General features: G+C 72.3%; 14 protein-coding genes. 7 read left to right on the top strand and 7 right to left on the bottom strand.

Going from position 1 to position 14368, the window contains the following annotated elements; all coding sequences use genetic code 11:
• Positions 1-8 precede the first annotated feature (8 nt).
• Positions 9-1028, bottom strand: a complete 1020-nt coding sequence (locus ACIRPX_RS10140) for an aldo/keto reductase (protein WP_404190978.1) — start codon at positions 1026-1028, stop codon at positions 9-11.
• A gap of 149 nt (positions 1029-1177) precedes the next feature.
• Between ACIRPX_RS10140 and ACIRPX_RS10135 the strand changes: the two genes are divergently transcribed.
• Entirely contained in the window at positions 1178-1765 is a 588-nt protein-coding gene (locus tag ACIRPX_RS10135) for a TetR/AcrR family transcriptional regulator (protein WP_404190975.1), read from the top strand.
• A gap of 212 nt (positions 1766-1977) precedes the next feature.
• Positions 1978-4134, top strand: a complete 2157-nt coding sequence (gene helR, locus ACIRPX_RS10130; RefSeq protein ID WP_404190972.1) for an RNA polymerase recycling motor ATPase HelR — start codon at positions 1978-1980, stop codon at positions 4132-4134.
• A 52-nt stretch (positions 4135-4186) separates the two neighbouring features.
• On the opposite strand, the gene ACIRPX_RS10125 is transcribed toward helR, so the two are convergent.
• Positions 4187-4753: a TetR/AcrR family transcriptional regulator gene (locus tag ACIRPX_RS10125; RefSeq protein ID WP_404190969.1), complete on the bottom strand. Its 567-nt coding sequence runs from the start codon at positions 4751-4753 to the stop codon at positions 4187-4189.
• Between the two features lie 86 nt (positions 4754-4839).
• Between ACIRPX_RS10125 and ACIRPX_RS10120 the strand changes: the two genes are divergently transcribed.
• On the top strand, positions 4840-5751 hold the full coding sequence (locus tag ACIRPX_RS10120) for an SDR family oxidoreductase (protein WP_404190966.1): 912 nt from the start codon (positions 4840-4842) through the stop codon (positions 5749-5751).
• Positions 5752-6396: 645 nt separating this feature from the next.
• Here the strand turns inward: ACIRPX_RS10120 and ACIRPX_RS10115 are convergent.
• From ACIRPX_RS10115 to ACIRPX_RS10100, 4 genes are all read right to left on the bottom strand, one after another.
• The gene (locus ACIRPX_RS10115; protein WP_404190963.1) at positions 6397-7320 is read right to left on the bottom strand and encodes an RNA polymerase sigma-70 factor; all 924 of its coding nucleotides are present in this window, start codon (positions 7318-7320) and stop codon (positions 6397-6399) included.
• A 56-nt stretch (positions 7321-7376) separates the two neighbouring features.
• The gene (locus ACIRPX_RS10110) at positions 7377-7850 is read right to left on the bottom strand and encodes a carboxymuconolactone decarboxylase family protein (protein ID WP_404190960.1); all 474 of its coding nucleotides are present in this window, start codon (positions 7848-7850) and stop codon (positions 7377-7379) included.
• A 123-nt stretch (positions 7851-7973) separates the two neighbouring features.
• Complete coding sequence (locus tag ACIRPX_RS10105; protein WP_404190958.1) at positions 7974-8735, bottom strand: ABC transporter permease; 762 nt, start codon at positions 8733-8735, stop codon at positions 7974-7976.
• Complete coding sequence (locus tag ACIRPX_RS10100) at positions 8722-9591, bottom strand: ABC transporter ATP-binding protein (RefSeq protein ID WP_404190955.1); 870 nt, start codon at positions 9589-9591, stop codon at positions 8722-8724. Before ACIRPX_RS10100 ends, ACIRPX_RS10105 begins: the two co-directional genes overlap by 14 nt.
• Positions 9592-9638: 47 nt before the next feature.
• Here ACIRPX_RS10100 and ACIRPX_RS10095 point away from each other — a divergent pair, with 47 nt between their 5' ends.
• A complete protein-coding gene (locus ACIRPX_RS10095; protein ID WP_404190952.1) occupies positions 9639-10277 on the top strand; it encodes a TetR/AcrR family transcriptional regulator in 639 nt (212 codons plus the stop codon).
• Between the two features lie 31 nt (positions 10278-10308).
• Here the strand turns inward: ACIRPX_RS10095 and ACIRPX_RS10090 are convergent, their stop codons facing one another.
• Positions 10309-10674 carry a hypothetical protein gene (locus tag ACIRPX_RS10090; protein ID WP_404190949.1) on the bottom strand — a complete coding sequence of 122 codons (366 nt, stop codon included), beginning with the start codon at positions 10672-10674 and terminating at the stop codon, positions 10309-10311.
• Between the two features lie 71 nt (positions 10675-10745).
• Between ACIRPX_RS10090 and ACIRPX_RS10085 the strand changes: the two genes are divergently transcribed.
• The 3 genes from ACIRPX_RS10085 to ACIRPX_RS10075 all read left to right on the top strand — a co-directional run bounded on the left by ACIRPX_RS10085 (position 10746) and on the right by ACIRPX_RS10075 (position 13691).
• A complete protein-coding gene (locus tag ACIRPX_RS10085; protein ID WP_404190946.1) occupies positions 10746-11660 on the top strand; it encodes a LysR family transcriptional regulator in 915 nt (304 codons plus the stop codon).
• A 106-nt stretch (positions 11661-11766) separates the two neighbouring features.
• On the top strand, positions 11767-11919 hold the full coding sequence (locus ACIRPX_RS10080) for a hypothetical protein (protein ID WP_404190944.1): 153 nt from the start codon (positions 11767-11769) through the stop codon (positions 11917-11919).
• A 125-nt stretch (positions 11920-12044) separates the two neighbouring features.
• Entirely contained in the window at positions 12045-13691 is a 1647-nt protein-coding gene (locus ACIRPX_RS10075; RefSeq protein ID WP_404190941.1) for a purine-cytosine permease family protein, read from the top strand.
• Positions 13692-14368: the final 677 nt, after the last annotated feature.

Raw genomic sequence — 14368 nt, 5'->3', positions numbered from 1 at the left:
CTCCGTCCTCAGCGGCGTCGGAGTGACGGGTCGAGCAGCGCGGGCGGGGTGTCGTGCTTCTCGTCCGGGGCGAGGTCGGTGCCGGGAGCGACGATCGCGTCGACGGCGTCGAGCACGTCGGCGGAGAGCACGGTGTCCGCGGCGGCCAGGTGGGAACGCAGGTGGTCCAGGGTGCGCGGGCCGATGAGCGCGCTGGTGACGGCGGGGTGCGCGGTGACGAAGCCGAGCGCGAGCTGGATCATGGTCAGGCCGGCCTCGTCGGCGACGCCGGCCAGCCGCTCCACGGCGTCGAGCCGGGCCCGGTTGGCCGGGACGGTGGTGTCGAAGCGCTGCGGCATGAAGGCCGCGCGGTTCCCGGTGATCTCGCGGCCCTCGCGGATCGCGCCCGACAGCCAGCCCGAGGCCAGCGGGCTCCACACCAGCACGCCGAGCCCGTACTCCTCGGTCACCGGCAGGACGTGGGTCTCGATCCCGCGCTGCAGGACGGAGTAGCTGGGCTGCTCGGTGACGTAGCGGCTCAGATGGTGTTCGCGGGCGGCCCACTGGGCCTGCACGATGCGGTGGGCGGGGAAGGTCGAGGAGCCGAAGTAGCGGATTTTCCCCGCGCGTTGGAGGTCGGTCAGGACCGACAGCGTCTCCTCGTCGCCGGTGCGCGGGTCCCATCGGTGGATCTGGTAGAGATCGACGTGGTCGACGCCGAGGCGGCGCAGGCTGCTGTCCAGCTCGGTGACCAGCCACCGGCGCGAGCTGCCCTGGTGGTTGCGTTCGGCGCCCATCGGCATGCCGGCCTTCGTGGCGAGCACGATGTCCTCCCGGCGGCCGGCGATGGCCTTGCCGACCATCTCCTCGGACTCACCGTCGCCGTACATGTCGGCCGTGTCGATGACGTTGACGCCGGCTTCGAGGGCGGCGTCGACGAGGGCGGTGGCCTCGTCCTGGGTGGTGCGCCCGATCCTGCCGAAGTTCATCGCGCCGAGCGCGAGGGAGCTGACCTGCACACCGGTGCGGCCCAAGGTGCGGTACTGCATGAGCGTATTCCTCCATCGAGGCGTGCATCGAGGCATGGCTTGGTGGCCGGGCCCCGGCTCTGCCATCATGAACAAACGGAACCCCGTTCCGGAAACGACGATACGGAACACGGTTCCGTTTTGGCAAGAGAGAGCACGGGAGCGACAGGGTGAACGACGGCGACGAGGGCACGGGACAGGCGCCCCGGTCCAGGCGGGCGGACGCCCGGCGCAACAAGGAGACGCTGCTCAGCGCGGCCGCCGAGGTCTTCGTGACGTCGGGCGTGGAGGCACCGGTACGCGACATCGCGGCCAAGGCCGGCGTCGGGCTGGGCACGATCTACCGGCACTTCCCGACGCGGGCGGATCTCATCGTCGCCGTCTACCGGCACCAGGTCGACGCCTGCGCCGAGGCCGGACCGGCGCTGCTCGCGAGCCGTCCGACTCCCTATGCCGCACTGCGCGACTGGATCAGCCTGTTCGTCGACTTCCTCGTCACCAAGCACGGTCTGGCCGCCGTCCTGCACTCCGACAGCGCCGGATTCGAGACGCTGCACGCGTACTTCCTCGACCGTCTCGTCCCCGTGTGCGGCCAACTCCTGGACGCGGCGGCCGAGTCGGGCGAGATCCCGTCCGCTCCGGGGGCCTACGAGCTGATGCGCGGCGTCGGGAACCTCTGCGCGGGCGCGGACAACGATCCCCGCTACGACGCCCGCCGACTGGTCGGCCTCCTCATCGCGGGACTGCGCCGGCCGTAGCCGGCCGTCATCGCGGGACCGCGCGGGCCGCAGCGGCGACTTCGCGGGCGGAAGGGGCCGGGCAACAGAAAGGGCAAGGAGGTCAGCCACTCCTTGCCACTCTCAACTTATAGCGCACTGGGGGGCTTGCGGCAAGGCCGGGGGCGTGCCGCACAATCGCAGGCCGAAGCCAGAACCTGCGGAAATGAGGGATTCCCGAGGTGCGCACCTCTTTGTCAGCATTCGATCTGCCCGATCGCCTCTCCGCCAAGGCCGACCCGGCGCTGATCGCCCGCGACGAGCGGCATTTCGCGGCCGTCGCGCGGTGTCTGGAGCAGACCGTCGCCGAGCTGTCCGAGCAGCTCGCCGCGGAGCTCAGGGCACCGGGCGGCCTGGGCCGGCAGGCGATGGACCGCGACGCCGAGGTCCACCGGCTCAACAGCCGTCTGCGCACGCTGCGCCGCTTCGGCCTGGACCTGTGCCTCGGCCACATCGTCGCCGCGGACGGCGCCGAGCCCCTGTACATCGGCCGGCTCGGCCTCACCGACAGCGAGGGCCGCCGGCTGCTGGTCGACTGGCGCTCCCCGGCGGCCGAACCGTTCTTCGCGGCCACCCACGCCGACCCCATGGGCCTGGTGAGCCGCCGCAGGTACCGCTGGACCGGCGGCCGGATCAGCGACTACTGGGACGAGGTGTTCACCGCCGACGGACTGGAGGGGCACGCCGCGCTCGACGACCAGTCCGCCTTCATCGCCGGCCTCGGCGGCCACCGGTCGGACCGGATGCGCGACGTGCTGGCCACCATCCAGGCCGACCAGGACGCGATCATCCGGGCGGGTTCCCGCGGCGCCCTGGTCGTCGACGGTGGTCCCGGCACGGGCAAGACCGTCGTCGCCCTGCACCGCACCGCCCACCTGCTGTACGCCGACCCGCGGCTCGGACACCGGCGCGGCGGCGTGCTGTTCGTCGGCCCGCACCAGCCCTACCTGGCCTACGTCGCCGACGTCCTGCCCAGCCTCGGCGAGGAGGGCGTGCAGATCTGCACCGTCCGCGACCTCGTCGCCGAGGGGGCGGCGGCGGCGACCGAGACCGACCCGGACGCGGCCGCCCTGAAGTCGTCCGCGGACATGGTGCGGGCGATCGAGACGGCCGTCCGGTTCTACGAGGAACCGCCCACCGGGGCCACGACGGTGACGGTCGGCTGGACCGAGATCCCGCTGACCGCAGAGGACTGGACCGAGGCGTTCGAGGCACCGGAACCGGGCACCCCGCACAACGAGGCGCGCGAGCAGATCTGGGAGAAGCTCGCCGCGATCCTGCTGGACAAGTACGCCGGCGACGACGTCACGCCCGAGCAGTTCCTCGGGGCCCTGCGGCAGGACAAGGAGCTGGTCGGCACCCTCAACGGCGCCTGGCCGCTGCTCGACGCGGCCGACCTCGTGGGCGACCTGTGGTCCGTGCCCGCCTATCTGCGGATGTGCGCGCCCTGGCTGGAGCGTGACGAGGTCGGCACGCTGCAGCGCGCCGAGGCCCAGGCCTGGACCGTGTCCGACCTGCCGCTTCTGGACGCGGCGCGGCAGCGGCTCGGAGACCCCGAGGCGGCCCGGCGGCGGCTACGGCACACGGCCGTCCTCGCCGCCCAGCGCGAGCGGATGACGCAGGTCGTCGACAACCTGATCGAGGCCGCGTCCGTCTCCGGCGCCGACACCGACGACGGCGAGGGCCTGGTGGTGATGCTGCGCGGTCAGGACGCCAGGGCCAGTCTGGTCGACGAGTCCGAACTGCCCGCCGCCGAGCCGGACCTGCTGGCGGGCCCCTTCGCACACATCGTGGTGGACGAGGCCCAGGAGCTGACCGACGCCGAGTGGCAGATGCTGCTGCCGCGCTGTCCGTCCCGCAGTTTCACCATCGTCGGGGACCGCGCCCAGGCACGGCGCGGTTTCGCCGAGTCGTGGCGGCAGCGGCTCGAACGGATCGGGCTCGACCGCGTCGAGGTGGCGTCCCTGAGCATCAACTACCGAACCCCGGAAGAGGTGATGACGGAGGCCGAGCCCGTCATCCGGGCGGTGCTCCCGGACGCCAACGTACCGACGTCGATCCGCAGCAGCGGCATCCCGGTCGCGCACGGATCGGTCACGGAGCTGGAACCGGTCCTCGACGCCTGGCTGGCCGCCCACGACGAGGGCATCGCGTGCGTCATCGGCGCCCCCGCGTACCGGGCGACACCCCGGGTCCGCTCGCTGCCGCCCGAACTGTCGAAGGGACTCGAGTTCGACCTGGTCGTCCTGGTCGACCCGGAGTCCTTCGGCGAGGGGGTCGAGGGGGCGGTCGACCGCTATGTGGCGATGACCCGGGCGACCCGGCGGCTGGTCGTCCTCACGAGTTCCTGACGCGGACCGGCTCGACCGCGGGGGGAGGCCGAGGCCGATCGGCAGGCGTGCGTCAGGCCCCCGCGGTCACGGTCTTGAGCTGGTCCAGGGACTCCCGCATCAGCTCGTCCATCGGGCGTTCCTCGCCCTCCGCGACCCAGCGCTCGAAGCCGATCTTGAACACGGCGAGGCCGGCCTCGGCGGTCAGGCTCGCGGCCGGTTCGCCGATGCCCCGGCGGCGCAGCGCACCGGAGAGCGCGGCCGACAGCGCGGCGAGCTTGATCAGTTCGCGTTCCTGGAGTTCCGCGTTGGCCATGATCACGGCCTGCCGCTTGCGGGCGAAGGGCCGGCGGTCGACGAACATCGCGCAGACCGCTTCGAGCCCGGCCGCCACCATCTCGATCGGCGCCGCGGACTGCGGCGCCTCGGCGACGGACGTCACGAACAGCTCCTGCAGCGCGCCCGTGCCGTCGAAGAGCACCTCGCGCTTGTCGGCGTAGTGCCGGAAGAAGGTCCGCTCGGTCAGCCCGGCCCGTTTGGCGATCTCCGCCACCGTCGTGCGTTCGTAGCCGCGCTCGCTGTAGAGCTCCAACGCCGCTTCGGCCAGGCGTTCCCGCGCGTTCGGCTCCCATCTCACCATGCGCCAGATCCTACGCGATGACAGTCACTGACATCAGGTGCTAGCGTTGATGACAGTCACTGACATCGACAGTTTGGGGCTTTGCCATGCGTATCTTCGTGACCGGCGCGTCCGGCTGGATCGGCTCCGCGCTCGTTCCCGAGCTCCTCGAAGCGGGCCACCGGGTCACCGGCCTCGCCCGCTCCGACTCCTCCGCCGCCGCCCTCACCACCGCCGGGGCGGACGTGGTGCGCGGCACCGTCGACGACCTCGACGTGCTGGCCGGCGCCGCCGCCGAGGCGGACGGGGTGGTCCACCTCGCCTTCAAGCACGACATCGCCTTCAGCGGCGACTTCCAGGGCGCCGCCGAGGCCGACCGCCGCGCCGTCGACGCCCTCGCCGAGCCGCTGGCCGACACCGACCGGCCGTTCGTCCTGGCCTCCGGGCTGGCCGGTCTGAAGCCGGGCAAGGTGGCGGGCGAACGGGACATGCCCACGGTCGACGGCTCGGCGATGTCCATCCGCGCGTCCACCTCCCTGGCGGTGCTCGCCCTCGCGGAACGCGGCGTGCGCTCGTCGGTGGTGCGGCTCGCCCCGACCTGCCACGGCGAGGGGGATCACGGGTTCATGGCGTCCCTCGTCGCGGTGGCCCGGGACAAGGGCGTCTCCGGTTACCTCGGCGACGGCGCCAACCGCTGGCCGGCCGTCCACCGCCTCGACGCCGCGCGGCTGTTCCGGCTGGCGGCCGAGAAGGCCCCGGCGGGATCCGTGCTGCACGGCGTGGCGGAAGAGGGCGTCGCCCTGCGCGACGTGGCCGAGGTGATCGGACGGCACCTCGACCTGCCGGTCACCTCCGTGACGCCGGAGGCCGCGCCGGGGCACTTCACCTGGCTGAGCGGCTTCCTCGGGCTCGACGCTCCCGCCTCGAACACCCTCACCCGCGACCTGCTGGACTGGCACCCGACCCGGCCTGGGCTCCTGGAGGACCTCGACAAGGGGCACTACTTCCACAGAGCCTGAGCGGCGACGGCGGCCGGCAGAAACACCCGGCCGCGAGCGCCACGACGGGGCCGGTCCGGTCTGTGGCCGGAGGGTGGGTGGCGTGTACCGGTACGGCTGCGGCGCAGCGCAGGTGACCGGACCGGACGGGGGGGCCGACGATCGGTGGGCGGTCGGGGGGCGGTCGGGGGGCGGTCGGGGCCCCCGGGGGGGCCGAGCGGGCGCTCAACTGCCGTCGCTGCCGAAGCGGCCGACGGCCCACTGCCGTAGCGGTGGCCGGTGAACGGTCGGCCCTCCCCCGACACCTGACACCTGACGCCTGACGCCCGCCGCCCGACGCCCGACGCGGCGAACGGCGGCGGCAGGTGCGGCCTGCGACCGACGAGCGATCCGCCGACCGACGGCAAACGTAGGTCCGCCCGGCTCGACAGCGACAGCGACAGCGACAGCGAACGGCCCGCAGCCGGCGGCCGGTTCGGCGGCGCCGAGGGCGAACGTAGGTTCATTCGGCGAGCGGCGGCGGGACCGGCCCGCGGCCGGTGGCCGATCCGGGCGCCGGCAGCCGTAGATGGGCTGGTTCGGCGAGTGGCCGACGGAGGATCCCGCGGCCGGCGGCCGAGGGGTGGTCCGTCTGCCGCCGGTGGCCAAAGTGGCCCGTGCCGGCGGTCAGTTCGGCCGGCGGCGTGCCCTCCTCAGCTCGCGGTCGAGGGCCCAGGCGTCGGCGACCGGGCCGATGTGGGCGAGCTTGTCGGGGTTGATCACCGAGCGGATGGCGCGGATCCGGCCGTCCAGGACGTCCAGCACCATGACGTTCACCACCCTGCCCTCCCGGTCGCGGAAGACCGCGCCGGGCTGGCCGTTGATCTCGTGGGGCTCGAAGGTCACGTCGATCCGGGTCATCCAGGGGAAGACGGAGGCCAGCAGCCGGGCCACGTTGTCGGCGCCGACGACGGCCCTGGCCAGCTGCGGGGCCTTGCCACCGCCGTCGCCGGCCATCGACACGTCCGCGGCGAGCAGGTCCTGCAGCGAGGCGACGTCGCCTTCGCGCAGAGCGTCGAAGAACCGCGACGCCAGCTCCTCCCGCTCGGTGCGGACCGCCTCGAAGCGCGGCCGCCCCTCCCGCATGTGCCGCCGCGCCCGTACCACCAGCTGCCGGCACGCCGCCTCCGTGCGCCCGACCGCCGCCGCGACCTCCTCGAAGCCGAAGCCGAACACCTCACGCAGGACGAACACCGCACGTTCCAGCGGGCTGAGCCGCTCCAGCAACAGCAGCGCCGCCAGCGACACCGAGTCGGCCAGCTCCACCGCCCGCGCCGGATCCTCGTACGGGTCGTTCAGCAGCGGCTCGGGGAACCACGGGCCGACGTACTGCTCACGCCGTACGCGCGCGGAACGCAGCACGTCGATGGCGATCCGCGTCACCGTGGTCGAGAGATACGCCTTGGTCGAGGTGGGCCGGGTCGCCGTACCGTCGAAGCGCAGCCATGTCTCCTGCACCGCGTCCTCGGCCTCGCCCACGCTGCCCAGGATCCGGTACGCGATCGAGAACAGCAGCGGCCGCAGCTCCTCGAACTCCTCGACCTTGCTCACGTCCACTCGACTCCCCTGCGCGCTCATCCGTCACGACCCGTCGGAACCCGTACCGGTCAGTGGAACTGCCCGGGCTCGTAGTCCCCGGCCGGCTGCCGGCTGATGACGTTGAGCCGGTTCACCATGTTCATGAAGGAGACCAGCACCACCAAGGCGGTGAGCTGCTCCTCGTCGTAGTGCTTGGCGGCGTACGCCCACACGTCGTCGCCGACCCCGCCGGCGCCGTCCGCGACCCGGGTGCCCGCCTCAGCGAACTCCAGCGCCGCGCGCTCGGCCTCGGTGAAGACCGTGGCCTCCCGCCACGCCGCGACCAGGTTCAGCCGTACCGAGGTCTCCCCCGCCGCGGCGGCCTCCTTCGTGTGCATGTCGATGCAGACCGCGCAGCCGTTGATCTGGCTCACGCGCAGCGCCACCAGCTCCTGCGTCGCGGCCGGCAACGGTGCCTCCTTCAGCGCCCGTCCCGCCGGCATGAGGTACTTGACGGCCTTGCCGGCGGTCGGGCTGGTGAAGTAGTTCACTCGCGCTTCCATGGTCTGCTCCCCTGTGGTCGTCGGGTGGTCGGCATGTCGCCGTCACCGGCTACACCCCCTGGGACGAGGTGGCCCGAACCCCTGTGACATGCCCCGATGTGACCTGCGTCTCCTCGACCGGGGTCAGAGGGCGACCAGGCGGCTGCTGTGCCCGCGCAGCCGTGCGGAGGCCAGCGCACCGCACAGGAGCGCGACCCCGAGGAGCGTGCCGCAGGCCGTCGCGGCGGTGTGCGCGTCACCGTCGAGCGCGGCGCGCAGGCCGCGGGCGGCCCAGTAGCCGGGCGAGGCCGGGGCGATGTGGGCGACCCAGGCGGGCAGCACACTGAGCGGTACGAGCGCGCCGCCGACGCTGCTGAGCAGCATGCCGCCGATGTCGTAGGCGGCCGAGAGCTCTCCCATGCTGCGCACCAGCACACCGAGGAGCGTGCCGAGGCCGAGCAGGGTACCGCTCCAGCTGAGCAGCACACCCAGCAGCAGGAGCGGATGCGGGACACTCAGCCCGAAGGCACACACCCCGAAGCCGATGATCAGCAACTGCTGCGCCAGCAGGGCCCCGAGGACCGGAAGCGCCTTGCCGACGAGCATCTCCACCGGGTGCAGCGGCGTGGAGCGCAGACGGTCCCAGGTGCGGCCGATGCGCTCGGTGAGGATCGCGCTGCCCGCGATGCTGAGCGCCAGCAGGGAGAAGGTCACCAGCGTGCCCACGACGGCCTGTTGAGTGCCGGCGGTGCGGCCCTGGGCGGCCAGGTAGAGCGGGCGCAGCAGGGTCATGAAGACGAGCGGCAGGATCATCCGGCTCAGCAGCGGACCGGGCTCACGCAGCATCAGCAGCGCGTTGTGGCGCACGAGGGCGCCCAGGCGGACGGCGGATTCACGCGGCAGCATGATCGGACTCCGGCACGGTGGTCTCCAGGGATCGGTAGAGATCGTCCAGGCTGGGACGGCGGACGTCGACGGACGCGGGCGTACGGCCCGAGGCGAGCAGGGCGGCCAGATCCGCTCCCGGATCCGTGGTGGGCCGGCGCAGCTCGGGTACGGCCGGATCGGCGAAGGTGACGTGGAGTTCGCCGGGCAGGTCGCGGGTGAGCTCCTCCTGCGTGCCGCGCGCGATGACGCGCCCGGCGCGGGCGAGCGCCAACGTGGCGCCGAGATCGACGAGTTCGGGCAGGTAGTGGGTCGTGTAGACGACGGCCGCACCGTCCTCGGCGCGGGCCTTCACGGCGGCCAGCAGTGCCGTGCGGGTCTCCGGGTCGGCCCCGGCGGTCGGCTCGTCGAGCAGCAGGAGGGGCGGGGAGGCGACCATGGCGGTGGCCGCCTGGACGCGGCGGCGCTGACCCCCGGACAGGACGCCGACCGGGCGGTCCGCGACGGCGGTCAGCTGCAGTTCCTCCAGGACGCGGTCGATCTCCGCGGCCCGGCGCCGGCCGCGCAGCCCGGCAAGGCCGGCGAGCAGCCGCAGGTTCTCGCGCGCGGTGGCAGTGCCGTACAGGGCCAGCTCCTGGGGAGCCGCGCCCAGCAGCCGCCGGGCGGCCCGCCCGTCGCGCAGGGCGTCGTACGGCCCGATGCGGATGCGGCCCGCGTCGGGCCGCACGAGACCCGTGACGATCTCGACGAACGTGGTCTTGCCCGCGCCGTTGTGGCCGATGAGGCCGACGATCTCACCGGGCGCGACCGTGAGGTCGAAGCCGTCGAGGGCCCGCTGCCGGCCGTAGCGTTTCACCAGTTCCTGGGCGACGAGCATGCATGCCTCCATGAGGTCTACACCGTATACGTCTACACTGTAGACCCATGAGCGGCAGACGGGAAGAGATTCTGGACGCGGCGCTGGACATCGCCGACGAACACGGGCTCGAAGCGGTCTCGATGCGGGCACTGGCCGACCGCGTCGGCGTCACGCCGATGGCGCTGTACCGGCACGTCAAGGACAAGGGGGCGCTGCTGGACGGCATGCTCGGACGCCTGCTGGCCGCCCTGCTGCCGTCAGAGCCCCCGGGCGAGCAGAAACAGAACTGGGAGGAAAGGCTCACCGCGCTCGCCCACGCCTCCCGCGCGGTGACGCAGCGTCACCCCTGGGCGGCGCAACTCCTGTTCTCCCGGCCGGCCATCACCCCGGACGCCGTGCGCGCGGTGGACATCATCTTCCTCGCCCTCCTCGAGGCCGGGGTCCCGGAACCCGAAGTGCCCCGGCTGGAGCGGATGATCAGCACCTTCCTGATCGGGTTCGCCGCCTCCGAGGCGTCGGGCCGCTTCGCCCCCGGAAGCCTCGATCCACGCGGCCGGCGCGGCCAGCTCCCGGACGGCGAACTCCCCGGCCACGGCACCCTCGCGCCCTGGCTCGACCTGCCCGTCGACCTCACGGCCGAGTTCGAGGCGGACCTGGCCGACATCGGACGGCTGATCAGGGCGGCGGCCGGACGAACGGACTGACCGCCGCCGCTCCGCGCGGACGCGAGATGCTCTAACGGCCCTCGTCCGCAACGATGTTGGAGTGAGCCGCCACCGCAGGTACCGCCACACGGTCCGCCGTGCGGCGGCGCGGGAAACGGCCCGCGCACCAGGTGCGTGCGGCGCGCGGGAGGCGGTGCAGGCCGACCAGCGCGTGGAAGCCGATCACGATCCACACGAAGTTCGACGTGACCGACGGCCACGCGCCGCTGGCGGCGGCGGACACGGCGAGCAGCGCGCCGCCGAGGATGTTCATCGCCTGGAACAGACGGGAATCGGGTTCGACCCGCCGACGCGAGACGAGGCCGTAGGCGGCTGCCGTGCACAGTGCACCGGCCCACCCCGCCGCACTGGCTCCGGGAACGAGCATCTCCTGCATGACGCCATCGTGACGGAGGCGCGGGTGTAGTGCAATTGAAGTTGTCTACCCCCCGGATTAAGCTGTTGTGAATGGATCTGGATCCGCGGAAACTGGCAGTCCTGCTGGCCGTCCACCGGGCCGGCGGAGTGCTGGCGGGGGCCGCCATGCTGCATCTGACGCCCTCGGCGGTGTCCCAGCAGATCTCCCGGCTGGAGGATGCGGTCGGCACCGCCGTACTGGACCGCCAGCCTCATGGGGCGGTGCTCACCCCTGCGGGACGGGCCCTCGCCGAGGCGGCCGAGCGGATCGAGACGGAGCTCACCGAAGCCCGCAAGTCGCTGTCGGCCCTGCAGGGCGAGGTCGCGGGCACGGTGGTCATCGGCGCTCCCCAGACGCTCATCGGGACGCTGCTCGTTCCGCTGGTGCATCAGTTGCGGGAGAGGTTTCCGGGCCTGGAACTGGCCGTGCGGCAGACGGAAGGCGACAAGGGCCAGCAGGAACTCCGCTCCGGCGCGCTCGATCTCCTCGTCCTGGAGCAGGAATCTCCTCTGGGGCGCCGTTCGGTCCAGGGCACCCGCGACGTCCCGTTGCTCGACGAACCGTGGCTGGTCGTCCTGCCGAGCGGCCTGCCGACCCCCACGACCACGGCGGAGCTCGAGAACATGACCTGGCTCGCGGTGGACCCGGACTCCGCGGCCCACGACGCCAACTCCCAGCTGCGCAGGGGCCTTTCCCTCGCACCGACGGCCGCGCACAGCTACTCCGACTACAACGTCGCACTGTCCATGGTCGCCGGCGGACTGGGCATCGCCGTCGTGCCCTATCTGGCGGTGCTGGGTTCGCACCCCGAGGGCGTCACCGCCGTCTCGCTGCCCGGGCTCGGCACCCGGCGGCTCATCGCGCGCCACCGCACGACCCGTTCCGAGCCCCGCGAGGAAGTCCTCACCGTCCTGGACGCCATGCTCTCGGCCGCCAACGCGCTGGCCACGCACCGCACGGAGTGACGGACGCCGTGGACGGTGGTGTCGCAGCACCCCGCGGGATCGGTGAGGTCACGGAAACGGGCCGTTCACGACGCGATCAACCTGCGGGAAACAAGGGGTTTCTAGCGTGTCCGCCCATGGATGCAGAGTCGTATACGGCCCGGACACCCATCGGCGCCCCGAGCACCACCGCGCCCTGCCCGCCCCCGCCGTCGGCTCGACGGCCGTGGTGACCGGGCACACCCGCCGCGCGATGCGGCCTCTCGTCAACCAGCGCTGAAATCAAGGGACTTCATCTCTCACCTCGCCCTCGACTCCCTGGCTGCCGACGACGCCACCCCGGGACGCCCACCGCTCACCGCCCCGCCCCCCACCGGAGCACCACTCCACCCCGAAGGGCCGACCATGAGTGCAACCCAGTCCCCGCAGACCGCCACCGCACCGGAATCCCCGCCCGGCCAGGCGACCAAGGAGACCCTGGAGGACTACACCCTCCGTTTCGCACCGCGCAGTTACCGTCGCTGGACCCCGATGGTCGTGGCGACGACGGCGCTCGGCGGCATCGCCTACATGGCCGACTTCTCCATAGGCGCCGGCATCGGCCTGGCGCACGGCACGGGCAACGCGCTCGTCGCGATCGCCGTCGCCGCGGTCGTCATCTTCGTCACGGGCTTCCCGCTCGCCTACTACGGCGCCCGCTACAACATCGACCTGGACCTGATCACCCGCGGCTCCGGCTTCGGCTACTACGGCTCGGTCCTCACCAGCGTCATCTTCGCCAGTTTCACCTTCATCTTCTTCGCGCTCGAGGGCTCGATCATGGCGCAGGGCCTCAAACTGGGCCTCGGGCTGCCGCTCTGGCTGGGCTACGCCGTCTCCACACTCATGGTGATCCCCCTGGTCATCTACGGCATGAAGGCGCTCAGCAAGCTCCAGGTGTGGACCACCCCCATCTGGCTGCTGCTGATGGTCGGTCCGCTCATCTACCTGATCGCCACCGACCCCGGCACCGTGGACCGCTTCCTCGCGTACGCCGGCACGGACGGCGACGGCGGTGTCGGCGTCGCGCCCGTCCTGCTCGGCGCCGGCGTCTGTCTCTCCCTCATCGCACAGATCGGCGAGCAGATCGACTACCTCCGCTTCATGCCGCCCAAGACCGAGGCCAACAAGCGCACTTGGTGGACCGCGGTGGTCATGGCGGGCCCCGGCTGGGTGGTGCTCGGCGCGCTGAAGCAGGCGATCGGCGTCTTCCTCGCCGTCTACATCCTCGCCGCGGTGGGAGCGAAGGCGGCCCCCGAGCCGATCCAGCAGTTCCGCGGCGCCTTCGACGCGATGATGCCCTCCTGGTTGGTCGTCCCGCTGGCCGTGGCACTCGTCGTGATCAGCCAGATCAAGATCAACGTGACGAACGCGTACTCCGGTTCGCTCGCCTGGACCAACTCCTTCACACGCGTCACCAGGCACTACCCCGGGCGCATGGTGTTCGTCCTGGTCAATCTGGGCTTCGCGCTGGCCCTGATGGAAGCCGACATGTTCAGCTTCCTCAACAGCATCCTCGGCTTCTACTCCAACTGCGCCATCGCCTGGGTGGTCACCGTCGCCACCGACATCGCCGTCAACAAGTACCTGCTCAAACTCTCCCCGCTGCGGCCGGAGTTCCGCCGCGGCATGCTCTTCGCCGTCAACCCGGTGGGCGTGGTGGCCTTCGTCGCCGCCTCCGGTCTGTCGATCGCCATGTACTTCCATCTGCTCGGCGACACCCTCCAGCCCTACTCCCCCGTCGCCGCGGCCGTCATCGCCTTCGTCCTCACCCCCCTGATGGCCGTCGTCACCAAGGGCAGGTACTACCTGCGCCGCACCGACGACGGCATCGAGGAGCCCGTACTCGACGCGGAGGGCAACCCGACCGCGACGACGTACGACTGCCACGTCTGCCACCAGCCCTACGAGCGGCCCGACCTGGCCGCCTGCGCCACCCATGACGCGGTGGTCTGCTCGCTGTGCCTGAGCACGGACAAGATCGGCGACCATGTGCTGCCGGCGACGGCCTAGGTGTTCCGTCCGGGGAGGTTGTTGACGCGGGGCAGGACACCCAGCACGTGACGGCGAGCGGGGCGCATGGCCGCCCCGCTCGTCAAGCGTGAGCCGGGGCGGGCTCGTCCGCTCGTCAAACGGGAGCCGGGGGGGCGGGCTCGTCCGTTCGTCAAACGGGAGCCGGGGGGAGCCGGGGGGAGGCGGGCTGGTCCACGTGCCGTGCGACGCACGCCTGACCGCCACGACCCGACCTCACGGGTGCCCACCTCCTTCCCGACCGCCAGGCCCGGCACCTCCTTCCCGACCGCCAGGCCCGGCACGCCTTCCCGGCCGCCAGGGCCAGCAGCTCCCTACCTGACCACCAGGGCCGACACCTCCTTCCCGACCGCCAGGCCCGGCAGCACCTCCTTCCTGACCGCCAGGGCCAGCATTTCCCTACCTGACCGCCGGGGCCCGCGCTTCCTTCCCGGCCGTCAAGGCCGGCACCGCACCGTTCGTCCGGCCGACGGCCCCGGCGCGCACCGGGGCCGGCCGGGGTCTGTCCGCCCACCTGGCTGATCGCGCGTGCGCCAGACGGGCGCACGAGGCGCGCCGTGCCCGGGCGGGGCGTGGCGGGGTGGGGGGTGGGGGGGCGGGGCCGCCCCCCCCCCAGGGCGCCCCCCGCGCCGGGGGGGGGGGCGGGGAGGGGGCGGCGG

Source organism: Streptomyces sp. NPDC101225 (assembly GCF_044767585.1).
GTDB lineage: Bacteria > Actinomycetota > Actinomycetes > Streptomycetales > Streptomycetaceae > Streptomyces.
The sequence above is the reverse complement of the archived record's forward strand: the minus strand, read 5'-3'. Positions and strand labels throughout refer to the sequence as shown.